This is a genomic window from Duganella sp. BJB1802, assembly GCF_013369445.1.
GTDB classification, from domain to species: Bacteria; Pseudomonadota; Gammaproteobacteria; order Burkholderiales; family Burkholderiaceae_D; genus Rugamonas; species Rugamonas vulcania_A.
This window is the reverse complement of the sequence record NZ_JABWEF010000005.1, coordinates 91,242-106,744: the sequence shown is the minus strand read 5'-3', so window position 1 is coordinate 106,744 and position 15,503 is coordinate 91,242. Positions and strand designations below refer to the sequence as shown.

Here is a 15,503-nt window from a genome sequence, read left to right as displayed (position 1 = left end):
GGCCACGGCAAAATTCACACAAAATCACAAACGGGCGGCAGTTACGATTTCCTCCATCGTACAGCGCAGGATGGCCGGATGGCGGCCCAGCGCCACATGGCCGATCGCCCCGAACTCCAGGTTGCGCGCGCCCGGCAGCGCGCCGGAATCCTGCGGCGCCACGATGTTGTCGTGGACAGAGTAGATGGAGCTGATCAGCCCGCGTTGCGGATTTGCCTCGGACGCCGCCAGCGCCGCCAGCCACTCGCTGCGGTAGCGCATCTGCACCGCGTTGCCGCCCGGCCCCAGATGGGCCAGCGCGGTGCCGTGGTGCGGCGTGCCCAGCGTGATCACGCGCGCCACCGCGTCCGCGCCGTGGCGGCGCAGCCAGGCGCGCGCCACCAGCCCGCCCATGCTGTGGCCGACGATGATGACTTGCTTGCTGCCAGTCTCCGCGCACAGCCGCTCGATGGCGGCCTGCACCTGCGGCACGTAGGCGTCGATGGACGCGCCCGGCGGTTCCAGGTCGATGCCGTAGTGGCTGATGCCGGCGCGCGCCAGCCGCGCGCTCAGCGGGCGCCAGTAGCCGCTGTTGCAGGCGTAGCCGTGGATCAGCAGCACCGGCAGGCCGCGCGCCTGCGGCTGCAGTTGCATGCCGAGCGGACGCAGCATGTCGAAGCTGGAGGCCAGCATCGAGGCGCGGAATTCGTGCAGGAACAGGCCGGCGGCGCGGGCCGGGTTGAGCGCGTGGCCGGCCGGCGTGGCCGCGCCCTTGCCCGCGCGCGAGCTGAGCAGGAAGTTGTTGGCCGACAGCGCCATCCGCACCAGCAGCACGCAGGCCAAGCCGAGCGCGCCGTAGGCCAGCGCCGTCAGCGGCGCGTTGAGCGGCGCTTCCCACGCCGGCCGCCACACCAGATGCAAGCCGGCCGCCAGCGCCAGCGCGGCGCCGGCCTGCACCAGCAGCAGCAGGATAATCCAGCGTTTGATCATGCCGCCATCATACCCCGGACTGGCCGGTCAGGCGCGCACCGGGACGGCCGCCGGCTTGCCGGTCAGCTGCTGCGCCAGCTTGCTGGCCAGGCGCGCCACAATGCCGTAGATCGACAGCTGCGGATTGGCGCCGATCGAGGTCGGGAACAGCGAGCCGTCGTGCACCGACAGGTTGGCCAGGCCGCGGTAGCGGCCGTCGGCGTCGGCCACGCCCTGGCGCTCGTCGCCCGCCATGGCGCAGCCGCCCATCACGTGCGCCGACACCACGCGCGTGGCCAGCAGCTTGAGCGGCAACGCGGCGATGCCGTCCCGCGCCTGCGCCCAGCTGGTGTAGCGGGGCGCCGACTCGTGCACCGGCGACACGTCCGTGGCGCCGGCCGCGAACTGGATCTCGGCCATGGTCAGCAGCGCGCGGCGCGCGCCGTCCCAGATGAAATCGCCGATCGGATAGTCGAGCACCGGCGCGCCGGCGCCGTCCAGCGCCACGCTGCCGCCGGGCGCGCCGGCGTGGAAGCCGTCGCGCAGCAGCGCCAGGATCACCTGCTTGTGCGGGAACTGCGCCATCTCGGCCGCGTGCTGCGCGCCGAAGCCGGCCACCGTGGTGGCCAGCAGCAGCGGATGCAGCGGCGGCACTTCCAGCTTGTAACCCATCGGGCCGTCGATCGGCGCGTTGTGCAGGAAGTGGTCGGAGTACACGGTCTGCGGCGCGCCGGCGTAGCCGTCCACGCGCTGCGCGAAGGTGCCGGCCGAGATCACCACCGGATGCAGGAAGGTGCGCTTGCCCAGCAGGCCGTGCGGATCGGGCGCGCCCGAGCGCAGCAGCAGCGCCGGCGTGTTGATGGCGCCGCCGGCGGCGATGTAGTGCCGCGCGCGCAAGGTGATGCGGCGCCCGGTCGGCGCGTGGCCGGAGGCGTCCAGCGCCACGCAGTCGAGCTGCGCCACCTTGTCGCCCCGGATCACGAAGCGCTCGGCGCGCGCGCGCGTGAGCAGCGTGGCGCCCTGCGTCAGCGCCGACGGGATGGTGGTGACCAGCATCGACTGCTTGGCGTTGGTCGGGCAGCCCATGCCGCAGTAGCCCAGGTTCCAGCAGCCGTTGACGTTGCGCCGTATCAGCGCGGTCGGGATGCCCAGCTTGGCCGCGCCGCGGCGCAGCAGGTCGTTGTTCTCGTTGGGCGCGGCCGGCCAGTCCATGACGTTGAGGCGCTGCTCCATCATGCCGAACCACGGCGCCAGTTGTTCCGGCGTGTAGTCCTTTAAACCATACTGTTTATTCCAATACGCCAGCGTGATGTCGGGCGTGCGGAAGCTGCTGGTCCAGTTGACGGTGGTGCTGCCGCCGACGGTGCGGCCCTGCAGGATGTTGATGCCCTTGTCGCGCGTCTTGCGCGCGGCCGATTCCTGGTACAGCTGCGGATAGGCCTCGGCCTCCTTCATGTTGAAGTCGGACGAGGAGCGCAGCGCGCCCTCCTCGACGATCAGCACGCGCAGGCCGGACAGCGCCAGGATCTCGGCGCTGACGCCGCCGCCGGCGCCGCTGCCGACGATGACCACGTCGGCCTCCAGCGTCAGGTCGGCGTCCAGCCGCGCGCAGTCGGTCACGCGCCAGCCGGCGGCCAGCCCGGCCTGGATCGGATCGGGAATCGGCCCCTTGGCGGCGGCGATGGGGATATTGGTCGCATTGCCCATATTCGTCATTTCTGCAGCTCCTTCAGCGGGCCGGGATAGCCGATGCCGGCCCAGGTCGACGGCTCCGCGTACCAGGAGCCGAGGATCAGATCATGCAGCGCCAAATAGGCCGTCTGCAGCATGCCGAGGCGGTGATGGCGCCAGTTCTCCAGGAAGGCGGCCACCTCCTGCGGCGCGGCCTCGCGCCAGCCGCCGGACACGCCGGCCAGCCAGCGCCGCGCGGGCGCCAGCGCCAGCAGGCCGAACAGGTCCTGCACTTCCTTTTGAATTGGCCAGCGGCAGGCGTGGATGGCGGCCAGCGTGCGCTGTGGTGGCGCCGTCCAGCGCGGCCCGGCGGGCGGCGGCGTCGGCCGGCAGCACCGGCCCCAGCATCATCGGCACGATGGCGGCCAGCACCGTGCCAGCCTCGCCGTCGAGGACGAACGCCGTCGGCGCCGCGGGGGGATGGGTCAGGCGATAGGCGGCGCCGCCGGCTGCGAGCAATAGCGCGCCGGTCGCGCCGATCTTGAGGAAAGATCTGCGGGTGGTCATGTCTCCGTCCGTCTCGTTTTTATGATCCGACTAGTGTACGTGAACGGACGGGCAAGCTTCCCCGCAAAAAATAGAGTGCCGCGTCTAGTCGGCCCGCGCCAGCTTGCCGGCCAGGTAGGCGTCGGTGGCCTTGACCAGCATGGCCTTCTCGGCCAGCTTGAAGCGCGCCACCTCCATGCCGCGCGCCAGGTTGGGCAGCAGGTCGGCCGGCACCCGGCCCTTGATCCAGGCCTCCAGTTGCTCGGGCGGCAGCGCGCGCCAGAACAGCTCCGGCGTGTACTGGGCCAGTATCATCGGGCCGAACGGCTGGTGCGGCGCGATCAGGCGCTCGGCGTTCTGCGTGAACACCGACCAGGACAGCTGCGGATGCTCGCCGCCCAGCATGCCCACCAGGCCGATGCGCGCCATGTCGGCCTGCTTGGGGATCTCGTCCGACAGCGCGATCGCGGCGGCCTTCTCCGCCAGCGCCGGATCGCGCACCTGCATCAGCGCCGTGTAGTAACGACGCAACTCCGTCTCGTTCCTGGCCGACTTGGCGATCGCGTGCAGCTGCTCGAACTCGGCCGCCGTGGCGTGCCGGGCCACGATGGACAGCACCATCAACTGGTCGTCGGCGGAGATGGCGGCGCGGTCGGCGGCGAAGGCGGCGAAGCGCTTGCGCGCCTCGGCCAGCACCTCCGGATCGCCCCAGCCGCCCAGGTCGGCCAGCAGCGAGCGGCGCAGCTTCTGCATGCCCGGCGACTCGTCCGCGCGGGCATCCCAGCCCAGCTTGACCGACAGCGGCTTGACGATGGAGCGCGCGTAGGCGGCGAAGGCGGCGTGGCCGGCGGTGCCGCGCTCGGCGGTCTCGATGGTGTCGAGCGCGCCGGTGATCTGCTCCCAGGCGCGCTGGTTGGCGGTGTCGCCCATGGCCGAGGCCAGCGCCAGGTAGCTGGCCAGCGGCTGCGCGCCGGCGCCCACCAGCGCCCACTGGTCGTCCAGCAGCGCGATGCGGTCCGCTTCCGGCACGCTGGCGAAGGACTGGGTGATGCGGGCCAGCGTGGCGTCGTCGTAGGCGACGCGGAAGTAGCCGACCGCGCCGGCGTTGATGCTCAGCGTCTCGTCGCAGCGGCCGGCGGGCACGCTCTGCCGGTCGCCGTCGAACAGCACCGGCTTGGGCGCGCCGGTTCCGCTGCGCACCTGCAGCGGCACCGGCCAGCGGCCCTTGCCGCTGCCCAGTCCCTGCAACAGGAAGCGCTGCTGGGTCAGGGCGATCGTGCGCGCGCCGGCGGCGTCGCAGCTGGCCGTCACCGACACCAGCGGGAAGCCCGGCTGCGAGGTCCAGGCGCGGGCGATGTCGCTCACCGGGCCGGCGCCGGCGCCGTCCAGCGCCCGCCACAGGTCGCCGCTGAGGGTGTTCGAGTAGGCGTGCGTCTTCATGTAGGCGCGGATGCCGCTGCGGAAGTTGTCGGCGCCCATGTGCGCCTCCAGCATGCGCAGCACGGCCTGGCCCTTGCTGTAGGTGATGGCCGGGTCGAAGGCGCTGCTCGCCTGCAGCTCGTTGGTCACGTGCTGCACGATGGCGTGCGAGGTGGCGCGCGCGTCGGCGCTCATCGCGCCCTCCTTGCTCTCGTCCTGGTGCTCCCACCAGCGCCAGCTCGGGTTGCGCAGGTCGGTCTGGCGCGCGGCCATCCAGGAGGCGAAGCTTTCGTTGAGCCACAGCTCGTCCCACCAGCCCATCGTGACCAGGTCGCCGAACCACTGGTGCGCCATCTCGTGCGCCTGGATGCTGTAGACGGTCTGGCGGTTGCCCATGGTGCTGGACGGGGTGATCAGCAGGGCCTGGTCGTTGTAGGTGATCGCGCCCCAGTTCTCCATCGCGCCGCTGAAGCCGCCGGGCACGGCGATCGAATCGAGCTTGGGCAGCGGGTAGCGCACGCCGAAGTAGTCGTTGTAGTCGGCCAGGATCTGCTGGGCGTTGGCCAGCGCCTGCTGGCCGCCCTGCTCCTGGCCCTTGACCGCGACCACGCGGAACCGCGTGCCATCGCTCTCGGCCGCGATGTGCGCCAGGTCGCCGCCGGAGAATTCGACCAGGTAGGTCGGCATCTTCGGCGTCGGCGCGAAGCGGGTGGTGGCCAGCTCGCCGTTGACGCTGCGCTCGCTCTCGGGCATGTTGGAGTACACCGCCCACTTGGCCGGCACCGTCACGCTGAGCTTGAACACGGCGCGGAAGGCCGGCTCGTCCCAGCAGGGGAACATGCGGCGCGCGTCGGTGGCCTCGAACTGGGTGGTCAGCATCGCGTCCTTGGCGCCGGCCGGCGTCACGTACTCCTGCAGGAACAGGCCGCGCGGTTCCTTCTCGATCTTGCCGGTGTAGGCAAAGCTCAGCGTGTGGCGGCCGGGACCGGCCGGGCGGGCCAGCTTGATGGTGGTCAGCTGCGCCTTGTCGTCCGACACCACGGAACGCACCGGCTTGCCGTCCAACAGGACTTTGCTCAGCGTCTGGTTCAGCGAGTTGAACTGGATGACGGCGCTGGCGGCCTTGAAGTCCAGCACGATGCTCTCGGTGCCGGCCACGGTGTGGGCGGCGGCATCGGGCGTGAGCGCGATGGTGTACTCCAGCGGCACCACGTTCTTGGGCAGCCGCCCCGGCGCGGTGGCGAAATTGAACACCGGCGACGCGGTTTGCGCCAAGACAGGTGCTGCAGGAAAAGCCAAGGCCAACGCCAACCACATCACGCCGCGTGCATGCATATCCGACTCCTTATTGTCGTGTTTAAATTACAATCGTGAAACTATAACACCGCTTGTGACCATAAAACCGTGCGACGCTCAAACACTCCAGTTCCGCGAAAACCGCGCCGCGCCCGCTGGGACGGCTCGTTGCCGGGCCCATGGTGGGCATGGGTGCTGGTATTGCTGTTCATCTCCTATGGCGTCCACCGGGAGCGCAAGGCAAGGTCGCTGCCGGACTGCGACGACGACCGCGTCCTGGCCAGCATCGACAAAATGGTACGCGGCCCGGCAGAGCAGCGTGCGGCCATCCTTGGCCACGGCAACGAGCGCCTGGGCATGCCGGCCGTCAGCGGCATCCACCAGATCAGCCAATACGACTCGCCCGCCACCCGCGCCTGCGCCGGCACGCTGACCTTCGGCCGCATCAAGCGTCCATTTGGCTACACCCTGGAGTCGAAAGGCGACGAGGGCGCCTTTGTGATGGAGCGCGGCGTGCCGGCGATTATCAAGGAGCGCCTGGAACAGTGGGACTGGAAACGGCATTTTCGTCATCGGCACTACACTCCCGACCCGATGGGAATGCCGGCGCTGCGCAAAGCTTTTTTCGCCGGCGTGGGCCAGCTCGCCGAGGGCCAGCGCGAACTCGACGCGATCCATGATCTGCAGCCGGACGCCAGGTGCAACCAGGCCTCGCGGCAGGTCGGCGTGTACCGCTGCCGCATGCTGGTCGAGCGCGACGATCCGAAACTGGCGGCGGCGGGCCTGCCCTCCTCCACGCTGCTCGACAGCGAGTTCTCGTTCCAGCGCGACGACTCGGGCCAGGCGTGGCGGCCGGCGCCCGCCTTCGCGGAGGATTTCCGCAAGGCGGTCCAGGCAGCGCGCATCGACTGAGGCGTGCGACACGCGATCGGCGGAAATTATAAAATAAATAATCTTTATTTTCGCCACAGGCAGACATGACCTCGGACACCACCATCGCCGGCCTCGACACGCTGCAATCGATCGGCATCATCACCGCCGGCCAGCGCCGCCGCGCACTGGCCGATCCCGGCGCGTCCGAGGTGGCGGCGATGGACAGCATGTCCGACCAGCTGGTGTGGATGATCCAGCGCGACATCGTCACGCCGGACGACATGGCGCACGCCTGCACCCGCATCGAGACCAGCTACGGCGAGGAGGAAGGCGTGCGCCACCTCGAGATCATCAGCGAGACGCTGGCCAAGTACCTCAGCGTGCGCGAACAGATCAACCGCGACAAGCTCGGCACGCTGGTGTCGGCCGCGCTGATCACGCAGGCCGAGCTGGACCGGATCCTGCCGCACCTGCCGCAAGAGCTGCTGCTGGAGTCGCCCGGCGAGGCGCTGGTCTGGCTGGCGCACAACGGCCACATCAGCGGCCGGCGCCTGAAGACATTCCGGCGCGATGGCGCAGGCGGCGACGTGCGCCGCACGGCCATCCTGCAAGAGGTCGAACGCCTCGACCGCGAATACAACGACGCCAAGACCGCCTACCTGCGCGCCTTGCTGCCCGGCCCGGTCTGGGCGTGGATCGCCGTACCGATGCTGGCGTTCAGCGTCTACATCTGGCACACGGTGACGCCGTCGGCCGCGCCGGCCTGCACCGACTCCGACATCAGCCGCACGCTCGACGGCCTGATGCTGCGCGCCAGCATCGACCAGCGCATCGCCGCGATGCGCCCCGGCGCCGACGCGACGCTGCCGCGCGTGAGCGGCATCAAGGAGGTGGGCTACGCCAGCGAGCCGCGCATCCGCGGCTGCAAGGCCACGCTGACCATCGACAAGACGGAGACGCCGTACGCCTTCACCATCGAACCCAGCGCGCCGGGCAAGCAGGACTTCGCGGTGGTCGGCGCCTCGCCCGTCATTGTCGAGGCGCGCTTCGGCCACCTGGCCGCGGACGGCAAGTTCATCAACACAGCCGAACCGGTCGGACGGGCCGCGGCCGAGCGCGCCTTCCGCGCCGGCGTCGAGCGGCTGATGTCCTCGGCCTTGCCGGCCGGGCAGCGGCTGACGCCGGAGTCGCCCATGTCCGGCATCCCCAAGCTGGCCACCAGCTCGCCCGAGCGCAGCCGCGAGATCGCCGAAGTGGAGCCGTTGGCGCCCTGCCGCGAGATCGCGGCCGGCACCGCGTACAGCTGCCGCCTGCTGGTCGAACGCAACGACCCGCTGCTGGCGGCGATCGGCCGCGACGGCTCGACCACGCTGGAAGGCGACTTCGTGTTCGAGCGCGACGACGCCACTGGACCGTGGCACATGGCCGAAGGCTTCGACGAAGCCTTCGTCAACGCGGTGGCGGCCTCGCGGATCCAGTCGCTGACGCGGTAGGCTGGCTCGCGGCGCAGATCTTGTCGCCCGCCGCCACCAGTTTCATGGCGCGCTCGCCGAGCCCCACGGTCAGGCTCAGCAAGCCGGCGGGCCGGTCGGCGCCGCAGAGCACCACGCCTTGGACATGCAACGGAATAGTCTGCCCCTCATGCAATAACAAGGCGGATGAATTGGCCGTTATCCGTCCGTCGAGGATTTTCCCATCCAGGACTCCAATTTTCGCACTAAGCACTTTGCTGACCTTCGTGACTTCAAACGTAAATCCCATGTCAGACCTCCATGTCTACGCGCCGCGCTCCTGAAGCGCCTCAGTCTGGCGCTGGTTTCACTTTTTTCGACGGCCGGCAATTTCCACCGCTCGGCATGCTGATGGAGCACGTTGGCGGCCATGTACTCCATCGCGACATCAGCCAGCAAATTGCCGCCGATGTCCACAGCATCATTGTAGATCCCCAGATGAAATTGCAATGCGTGAGCCGCTTCCTCCAGCAAGGTCGAGCGGCTGGGATTCTGTCGCAGGAAAATAATCTCGGCCGAAAGGCAGCAGGCGGCGGCCCGACGCCAGTTCAGGAATCGGCGCGCTTCCCTGTCTTGATAGACACTCGGGAGGCGAACGGAATCCGGCTCCTTGCGCCGGTAGAGGGATCCACGCAGGTCCCGGCGCATGGACCGAATCAAGCGTTTGATCATTGCTCGCGGCGCCGGCCGGCCATTAGAAATCCGAATTTTGAGTAGCATTGGAGCTCCTGACATCCGCCCAGCTTAAGCGAACGATGAAGCTTCAAAACGACTAAAAACAAGGTTGCCGCCGGTAGATGGCCAGGCGCCGAACGGCCATCAATCTCAGTCCTTGCGCTTGCCCACCATGTGGCGGGCGATGCCGCGCAGGATGTTGACTTCCTCTTTTTCCAGCTGCGCGCGGGCGAACATGCGCTTGAGGCGCGGCATCAGCTTGCGCGGGTTGCCGGCGTCGAGGAAGCCGATCTCCACCAGCGACTGCTCCAGGTGCTCATACATGCCTTCGATCTGCGCCAGGCTGGCCGCCTCGCCCTGGAAGCCGATCTCGTTGGCGTCGCCGGCCGGCTGGCGCACGCTCATCGACAACGGCGCGCCGTCCAGCGCCGCCATCCGGCATTCGTAGGCCAGCACCTGCGCCGCCTGCGACAGGTTCAGCGACGAGTATTCCGGGTTGGCCGGAATGTTGATCAACACATTACATTTTTCGACGATCTCGTTCGGCAGGCCGAAGCGCTCGTTGCCGAAGATCAGGGCCGCGCGCAGCTTAGGCTGGGCCGCCAGCTGCCCGGCCACCTCGCGCGGCGTGAGCACCGGCGGCGAGTATTCGCGCAGCCGGGCCGAGACGGCGGCGGCGAAGTTGATGCCGTCCAGCGCCTCGGCCATGCTGGCCACCACCCGCGCGCCAGCCAGGATGTCGCCGGCGCCGCTGGCGAAGGCTACCGCCTCGGGGTCGTCCAGCGCGTTGTCGAAACGGGGCGTCACCAGCACCAGATCGCTGAAGCCCATGGTTTTCATGGCCCGCGCCACGGCCCCGATATTGCCCGCGCGGCTGGTCTCGACCAGAATAAATCGCAGCTGTTTGAAAAGATTCGTATTGATTTCGGGCAGGTTCATTTAAAATAGCGCTATTGCGCGGTATCGATACACAAATTCCCCGGGATTTTACCCTGTCGCCGCCGCTCCGCTCTTTAATTCACTCTTGTACACTAATGTGCTGCCGGGCAGGCTGAGGCCCCCGGTGGGCGTTAGCGTTCTTTTAACGGAAAAGCTTACATGCACCCAATGCTCAACACGGCGATCAAAGCCGCCCGCCGCGCCGCCGCCGTCATCAACCGCGCGTCGTTCGACCTCGACCGCGTCATCGTCACCGAGAAAAACCACAAGGACTTCGTCACCGACGTCGACCAGGCCGCCGAACAGGCCATCATCGAGGTGCTGTCCAAAGCTTATCCCGACCACGCCTTCCTGTGCGAAGAGTCGGGCCCGTCCAAGAACGCCAACGACGAGACTGAATTCACCTGGATCATCGACCCGCTCGATGGCACCACCAACTTCATGCACGGCTTCCCGCAATACTCGATCTCGATCGCGCTGTCGCAGCGCGGCGTGATCACCCAGGCCGTGATCTACGACCCGGTCCGCAACGACCTGTTCACCGCCACCAAGGGCGCCGGCGCCTACCTGAACGACAAGCGCATCCGCGTGACCAAGCTCGACCGCATCGCCAACGCCCTGCTGTCGACCGGCTACGTGGCCGGCAACGCCAAGGCGCTGGACGAATACCTGAAGATGTACGGCATCATGGCCGAACGCTGCCACGGCGTGCGCCGCCCGGGCAGCGCCGCGCTGGACCTGGCCTACGTGGCCGCCGGCCGCCTGGACGGCTTCTATGAAAAAGGCCTCAAGCCTTGGGACATCGCGGCCGGCGCCCTGATGGTGACCGAGTCCGGCGGCATCGTCGGCGAGTTCAGCGGCGAGTCCGACTACCTGTACAAGGGCGACATCATCGCCGCCAGCCCGAAGATCTTCGGCCAGATGGTCGGCCTGCTGGCCCAGTTCGGCGAACAGCCAAAAGCATGATGAATTAGCAAAAATTAGAATGTTTGTTACAAAAAAAGGGAGCGTACGCTCCCTTTTAAATTTCCTAAATGAAATAATTGATGCGCTTAGCTGTTATACTCAGGCCTGCGGCACTCTGACCAGTCCTTTAGCCGCAGTGTCATCCACACCGATTGCCTGCGACTGGCGCTTGAATGCGACAGGCCGATCTTAACAAAAAGTCATCATGTCATTCTCTACCCTCGGTTTGTCCGACGCTATCGTCCGCGCTGTTACCGAAGCCGGCTACACCACGCCCACCCCGATCCAGCAGCAGGCCATCCCTGCCGTGCTGAACGGCGGCGACCTGCTGGCAGGCGCACAAACCGGTACCGGCAAGACCGCCGGTTTCACCTTGCCCATCCTGCACCGCCTGTCGACCGACGCCAAGGGCGCGGCGATCACCAGCAACACCACGGCCCGCCCGATCCGCGCCCTGATCCTGACCCCGACCCGCGAACTGGCGGCCCAGGTCGAGGAAAGCGTACGCATCTACGGCAAGTACACCAAGCTCAACTCCACCGTGATCTTCGGCGGCGTCGGCATCAACCCGCAGATCAAGCAGCTCAAGCATGGCGTCGACATCCTGGTCGCCACCCCGGGCCGCCTGCTGGACCACATGGAACAGCGCACCGTCAACCTGTCGCAGGTGGAAATCCTGATCCTGGACGAAGCCGACCGCATGCTGGACATGGGCTTCATCCGCGACATCAAGAAGGTGCTGGCGGCCCTGCCGCCGAAGCGCCAGAACCTGCTGTTCTCGGCCACCTTCTCCGACGAGATCAAGGCGCTGGCCGACGGCCTGCTGAACAAGCCTGCCATGATCGAAGTGGCGCGCCGCAACTCGGCGGTGGAAGTGATCGCCCAGATGATCCACCCGGTCGACCGCGACAAGAAGCACCCGATGCTGTCGCACCTGATCAAGACCAACGACTGGCACCAGGTGCTGGTGTTCACCCGCACCAAGCACGGCGCCAACAAGCTGGTCGAACAGCTGGGCGCCGACGGCATCGGCGCGATGGCGATCCACGGCAACAAGAGCCAGTCGGCGCGCACCAAGGCGCTGTCCGAGTTCAAGGACAACAAGCTGCAAGTGCTGGTGGCCACCGACATCGCCGCGCGCGGCATCGACATCGACCAACTGCCGCACGTGGTCAACTACGACCTGCCGAACATTCCTGAAGACTATGTGCACCGCATCGGCCGCACCGGCCGCGCCGGCGCCACCGGCGAGGCCGTGTCGCTGGTCTGCGTGGACGAGCACGAGATGCTGAAGGATATCGAAAAGCTGATCAAGCAAACCCTGCCGCGCGCAGTGATCCCGGGCTTCGAACCGGACCTGAACGCGCGTCCGCAGCCGGTGCAGCTGCGTAGCGGCGGCCCCGGCCATCGCAATGGCGGCGGCGGTCGCAACGGTGGCGGCCAGGCGCGCGCCAAGACCGGCGGCGGTGGCGGCGGTGGCGGCAACAAGCCACGCGCACCGGGCACCGGCGGCGGCAACGGCGGCGGTCCACGCACCGGCACCAGCGCCCCGCGCTCGGCGGCCCAGCACCGCTCCGGCGGCCGCGGCCGATAAGCAGCCCCCCAATACCACCAGCCTGAACGCGCTCAAGATCGCGCTCAGTGCTGGTGGTTTTTTTTCGCCCGGGCCGCGCGCGAGACGGCGCGCCGCGCCAGCCGCGTTTGCGGTTACGATAGCGGCTTCTCTGCCGGAGTCCGCCCCATGCCCAAATTCGCCGCCAACCTGTCCATGCTGTTCACCGAGGCGCCCTTCCTGGAACGCTTCGCGCTGGCCCGCGAGGCCGGCTTCGACGGCGTCGAATTCCTGTTCCCCTACGCCTACGATGCCCACCAGCTGGCCGAGCGCCTGCGCCGCCACCAGCTGACGCTGGCGCTGTTCAACCTGCCCGCCGGCGACTGGAACGCGGGCGACCGCGGCATGGCCTGCGACCCGCGCCGCCAGGACGAGTTCCGCGCCGGCGTGCGCAGCGCGCTGGAGTACGCAACCGAACTGGGCGCGACCCAGCTGCACTGCATGGCCGGCAAGACCCCGCCCGGCCTGGCGCCGGAACGCGCCCACGCCACCTACGTCGACAGCCTGCGCTGGGCCGCCGCCGAACTGGCGCCGCACGGCATCAACCTGCTGATCGAGCCGATCAACCACTACGACATGCCGGGCTACTTCCTCAACCGCAGCCGCCAGGCGCTGGACATCATCGCCGAAACCGGCAGCCCCAACCTGTTCCTGCAGTACGACATCTACCACATGCAGCGCATGGAAGGCGAACTGAGCAACACGATCCGCGCCAACCTGCCGATGATCAAGCACATGCAGATCGCCGACACGCCCGGCCGCCACGAACCGGGCAGCGGCGAGATCAACTACCGCCACCTGTTCCGCCTCATCGACGAACTGGGCTACGACGGCTGGCTGGGCTGCGAATACCTGCCGGCCGCCGACACCATTGCCGGCCTGGGCTGGCGACAGGCGCTGACCAGCTGATCTGCGCATTCGCAATACGGAAATATTCACGCAAGGCAACAATGTCCTCACACCTAGGGAGCGAACATGAAACTGAGCCGTGTAATCCTGATCCTGTTTTGCCTGGCCCTGTTCGGCGGCTGCGCCAGCAGCAGTCCGCGCATGGCGGAGGTGCGCGCCTTCGCCGCCCAGTCGCCGCACTTGGGCGCCTACCATGAGCTCACCGAGCGCTACCGCACCACCTACCAGCGCGAGCAACCCTTCCTGAGCCCCGCCGCCGACCTGCGCGAGCGCCAGCTCGACCAGCAGCGCCAGGCCTCCAGCGCGGATTTCGCCAAACTGCAGACCGGCGTGCAGGCGTACATGCAGGCGCTGGGCCGGCTTGCCGGCGACAACCAGTACGACCTGGAGGACCAGGTCAAGTCCATGAGCTCCGGCATCAAGGCCTGGCCCGACAGCGGCATCGACGAGCGCCACGTCAACGCCTACGCCGGCCTGACGCGGCTGGTCACGCGCGCGCTGACCCGGCCGGCGCAGGACAGCGCGGTGGGCGAGCTGCTGCGCGACGGCCACCAGGCGATGGAGGAGCTGCTCGGCGCCATGCGTACGCTGCTGCGCCTGTACGACAAGAGCAGCGACAACGAACAAAAAATCGTGCTCGGCATGCTCGAGACCGAGCTCCCCTTCGTCGACACGCGGCGCGACCGGCTGCTGCTGGCGCTGTCCCGGTCGCTGCAACACGACAAGCAGGCCGAGTACCACCTGGTCGGCGTGCGCAACACGCAGGCCCAGCAGAACCTGGCCGCCATCGAGCAGGCCCACCGCGCCTTGTTCAACCAGATCCCGCAGCAATAAGGAGTTCGCCATGGCCGATCAACACGATATCGAAGCGCTGGCCGACAGCCTGTCCACCAGCGCCGACGCCCTGCACGCCCACCTGATGCGGGCGCTGCGCAAGCCGGCGCCGGGCGGCGGCGCGCCGGCCATGTCGCAGGGCACGGCGCAGGCGCTGTTCGAGAACGAGGTGCTGCTGCGCCAGCGCGCCAACAGCCTCTACCTGGACAGCGCGCGCCTGGCCGCCGCCGGCCTGGGCGGCGCGCAGCAGCAATTGCTGGAGCTGGCCCGGCGCGCCGAGGACGCCATCGCCCGCATCGACCGCGTCAAGGACATGATCGACCTGACCGCCGAGCTGCTGTCGCTGGGCGCGGCGGTCGCCACCGGCAAGCCGGACCACCTGGCCGCGCCGCTGGAAAAACTCAAGCACCACCTGGACGCGCTGCCCGCGCCGGGCTGAGTGCGCCGAACAAAATCGCGCCGCACCGGTCCAACACCGCAAGGAGTGGGCGGTATGAACGGACTCGACGACATTGAATGGACGACCCTGCGCGAGCGGCTGGAACGCGCGCGCGCCGCCCTGCTCAGCCAGCTGGCGGACGACCTCGACCGCAGTGCCGACGTGCGCGCGCCGGCGCCGCACGAGGCCGAGGCCTCGCCGGCCGACAACGCCAGCCAGCGCACCCTCAACGCGCTGGTGCACGAGGCGGCCGAACACACGGCGCGCCAGCTGCACATCGTGCGCCACGCGCTGGCCAAGTTCGACGATCGCAGCTATGGATTGTGCGAGCGTTGCGGCGAGCTGATCGGCTACTCGCGGCTCAACGCGCGGCCCGAGGCGCGGCTGTGCATCGCCTGCCAGACGCTGCAGGAACAGCGCCGCCGCTGAGCGCCGGCGTCAGTTGGCGTCCTGCCAGGGCTGGCTGCGGATCTTGGCCACCTGGCGCTGCGCCAGCAGGCGCCACAGCTGCAGCGCGTCGGCCTGGGCCAGCGTCATCACGCGCGGGCCGGCCAGCGCGATCTCGCAATCGCGGTCCGACCATTCCGCAAAGCGCACGCCGCCGCCGGTGGACACCTCGACCTCGTACATCAGGCCGTCGTCGTAGCCGAAACGCAGCACGGCGCTGCCGGGGCCGCCGTCGGGCGCGGCGGTCTTGCCGCTGTAGACGTCGGCCAGGGCCGCCGCCATCTGCGCCTCGGACGGCGCCGCCACGTCGCGGCCGTCTGGACGAGTGAGCATTACCCATGCGTTTGCCATTGCCGCATCTCCCCATTACAACGCGTTAGTCCGACCGCTGCCAGGTGTTTTGATTGTAGCGACTATC

Annotated in this window: 15 protein-coding genes; 8 read left to right on the top strand and 7 right to left on the bottom strand. The window is 68.2% G+C overall.

What is annotated here, in order from left to right:
• Positions 1–24: 24 nt before the first annotated feature.
• From HUX88_RS10060 to HUX88_RS10045, 4 genes are all read right to left on the bottom strand, one after another.
• Positions 25–969, bottom strand: a complete 945-nt coding sequence (locus tag HUX88_RS10060) for a triacylglycerol lipase (protein ID WP_176361677.1) — start codon at positions 967–969, stop codon at positions 25–27.
• Between the two features lie 27 nt (positions 970–996).
• Positions 997–2,664, bottom strand: a complete 1,668-nt coding sequence (locus tag HUX88_RS10055) for a GMC family oxidoreductase N-terminal domain-containing protein (RefSeq protein ID WP_373886772.1) — start codon at positions 2,662–2,664, stop codon at positions 997–999.
• A complete protein-coding gene (locus tag HUX88_RS32180; RefSeq protein ID WP_229219277.1) occupies positions 2,661–2,912 on the bottom strand; it encodes a hypothetical protein in 252 nt (83 codons plus the stop codon). Before HUX88_RS32180 ends, HUX88_RS10055 begins: the two co-directional genes overlap by 4 nt.
• Before the next feature lie 358 nt (positions 2,913–3,270).
• Positions 3,271–5,919 carry a M1 family metallopeptidase gene (locus HUX88_RS10045; protein WP_176361676.1) on the bottom strand — a complete coding sequence of 883 codons (2,649 nt, stop codon included), beginning with the start codon at positions 5,917–5,919 and terminating at the stop codon, positions 3,271–3,273.
• A 153-nt stretch (positions 5,920–6,072) separates the two neighbouring features.
• Here HUX88_RS10045 and HUX88_RS10040 point away from each other — a divergent pair, with 153 nt between their 5' ends.
• Positions 6,073–6,792 (top strand): hypothetical protein, encoded by a 720-nt coding sequence (locus HUX88_RS10040; protein ID WP_176361675.1) that lies wholly within the window; start codon positions 6,073–6,075, stop codon positions 6,790–6,792.
• Between the two features lie 65 nt (positions 6,793–6,857).
• Positions 6,858–8,246: a hypothetical protein gene (locus HUX88_RS10035; protein WP_176361674.1), complete on the top strand. Its 1,389-nt coding sequence runs from the start codon at positions 6,858–6,860 to the stop codon at positions 8,244–8,246.
• 177 nt (positions 8,247–8,423) lie between these two features.
• Here HUX88_RS10035 and HUX88_RS10030 read toward each other — a convergent pair whose 3' ends face one another.
• Both HUX88_RS10030 and HUX88_RS10025 read right to left on the bottom strand, forming a co-directional pair.
• A complete protein-coding gene (locus HUX88_RS10030) occupies positions 8,424–8,984 on the bottom strand; it encodes a hypothetical protein (protein WP_176361673.1) in 561 nt (186 codons plus the stop codon).
• Positions 8,985–9,089: 105 nt separating this feature from the next.
• Complete coding sequence (locus HUX88_RS10025) at positions 9,090–9,878, bottom strand: RNA methyltransferase (protein ID WP_176361672.1); 789 nt, start codon at positions 9,876–9,878, stop codon at positions 9,090–9,092.
• 168 nt (positions 9,879–10,046) lie between these two features.
• Here HUX88_RS10025 and HUX88_RS10020 point away from each other — a divergent pair, with 168 nt between their 5' ends.
• The 6 genes from HUX88_RS10020 (at position 10,047) to HUX88_RS09995 (ending at position 15,067) form a co-directional block, all read left to right on the top strand.
• A complete protein-coding gene (locus HUX88_RS10020; RefSeq protein WP_117009671.1) occupies positions 10,047–10,844 on the top strand; it encodes an inositol monophosphatase family protein in 798 nt (265 codons plus the stop codon).
• Between the two features lie 205 nt (positions 10,845–11,049).
• On the top strand, positions 11,050–12,438 hold the full coding sequence (locus tag HUX88_RS10015) for a DEAD/DEAH box helicase (RefSeq protein ID WP_117009670.1): 1,389 nt from the start codon (positions 11,050–11,052) through the stop codon (positions 12,436–12,438).
• Between the two features lie 147 nt (positions 12,439–12,585).
• Positions 12,586–13,365: a 2-oxo-tetronate isomerase gene (gene otnI / locus HUX88_RS10010; RefSeq protein ID WP_176361671.1), complete on the top strand. Its 780-nt coding sequence runs from the start codon at positions 12,586–12,588 to the stop codon at positions 13,363–13,365.
• Positions 13,366–13,431: 66 nt separating this feature from the next.
• The gene (locus HUX88_RS10005) at positions 13,432–14,199 is read left to right on the top strand and encodes a hypothetical protein (protein WP_176361670.1); all 768 of its coding nucleotides are present in this window, start codon (positions 13,432–13,434) and stop codon (positions 14,197–14,199) included.
• A 10-nt stretch (positions 14,200–14,209) separates the two neighbouring features.
• The gene (locus HUX88_RS10000) at positions 14,210–14,638 is read left to right on the top strand and encodes a hypothetical protein (protein WP_176361669.1); all 429 of its coding nucleotides are present in this window, start codon (positions 14,210–14,212) and stop codon (positions 14,636–14,638) included.
• A gap of 54 nt (positions 14,639–14,692) precedes the next feature.
• Entirely contained in the window at positions 14,693–15,067 is a 375-nt protein-coding gene (locus HUX88_RS09995) for a TraR/DksA family transcriptional regulator (protein WP_117009667.1), read from the top strand.
• Positions 15,068–15,076: 9 nt separating this feature from the next.
• Here the strand turns inward: HUX88_RS09995 and HUX88_RS09990 are convergent, their stop codons facing one another.
• Complete coding sequence (locus HUX88_RS09990; RefSeq protein ID WP_176361668.1) at positions 15,077–15,436, bottom strand: hypothetical protein; 360 nt, start codon at positions 15,434–15,436, stop codon at positions 15,077–15,079.
• Between the last annotated feature and the right edge of the window lie 67 nt (positions 15,437–15,503).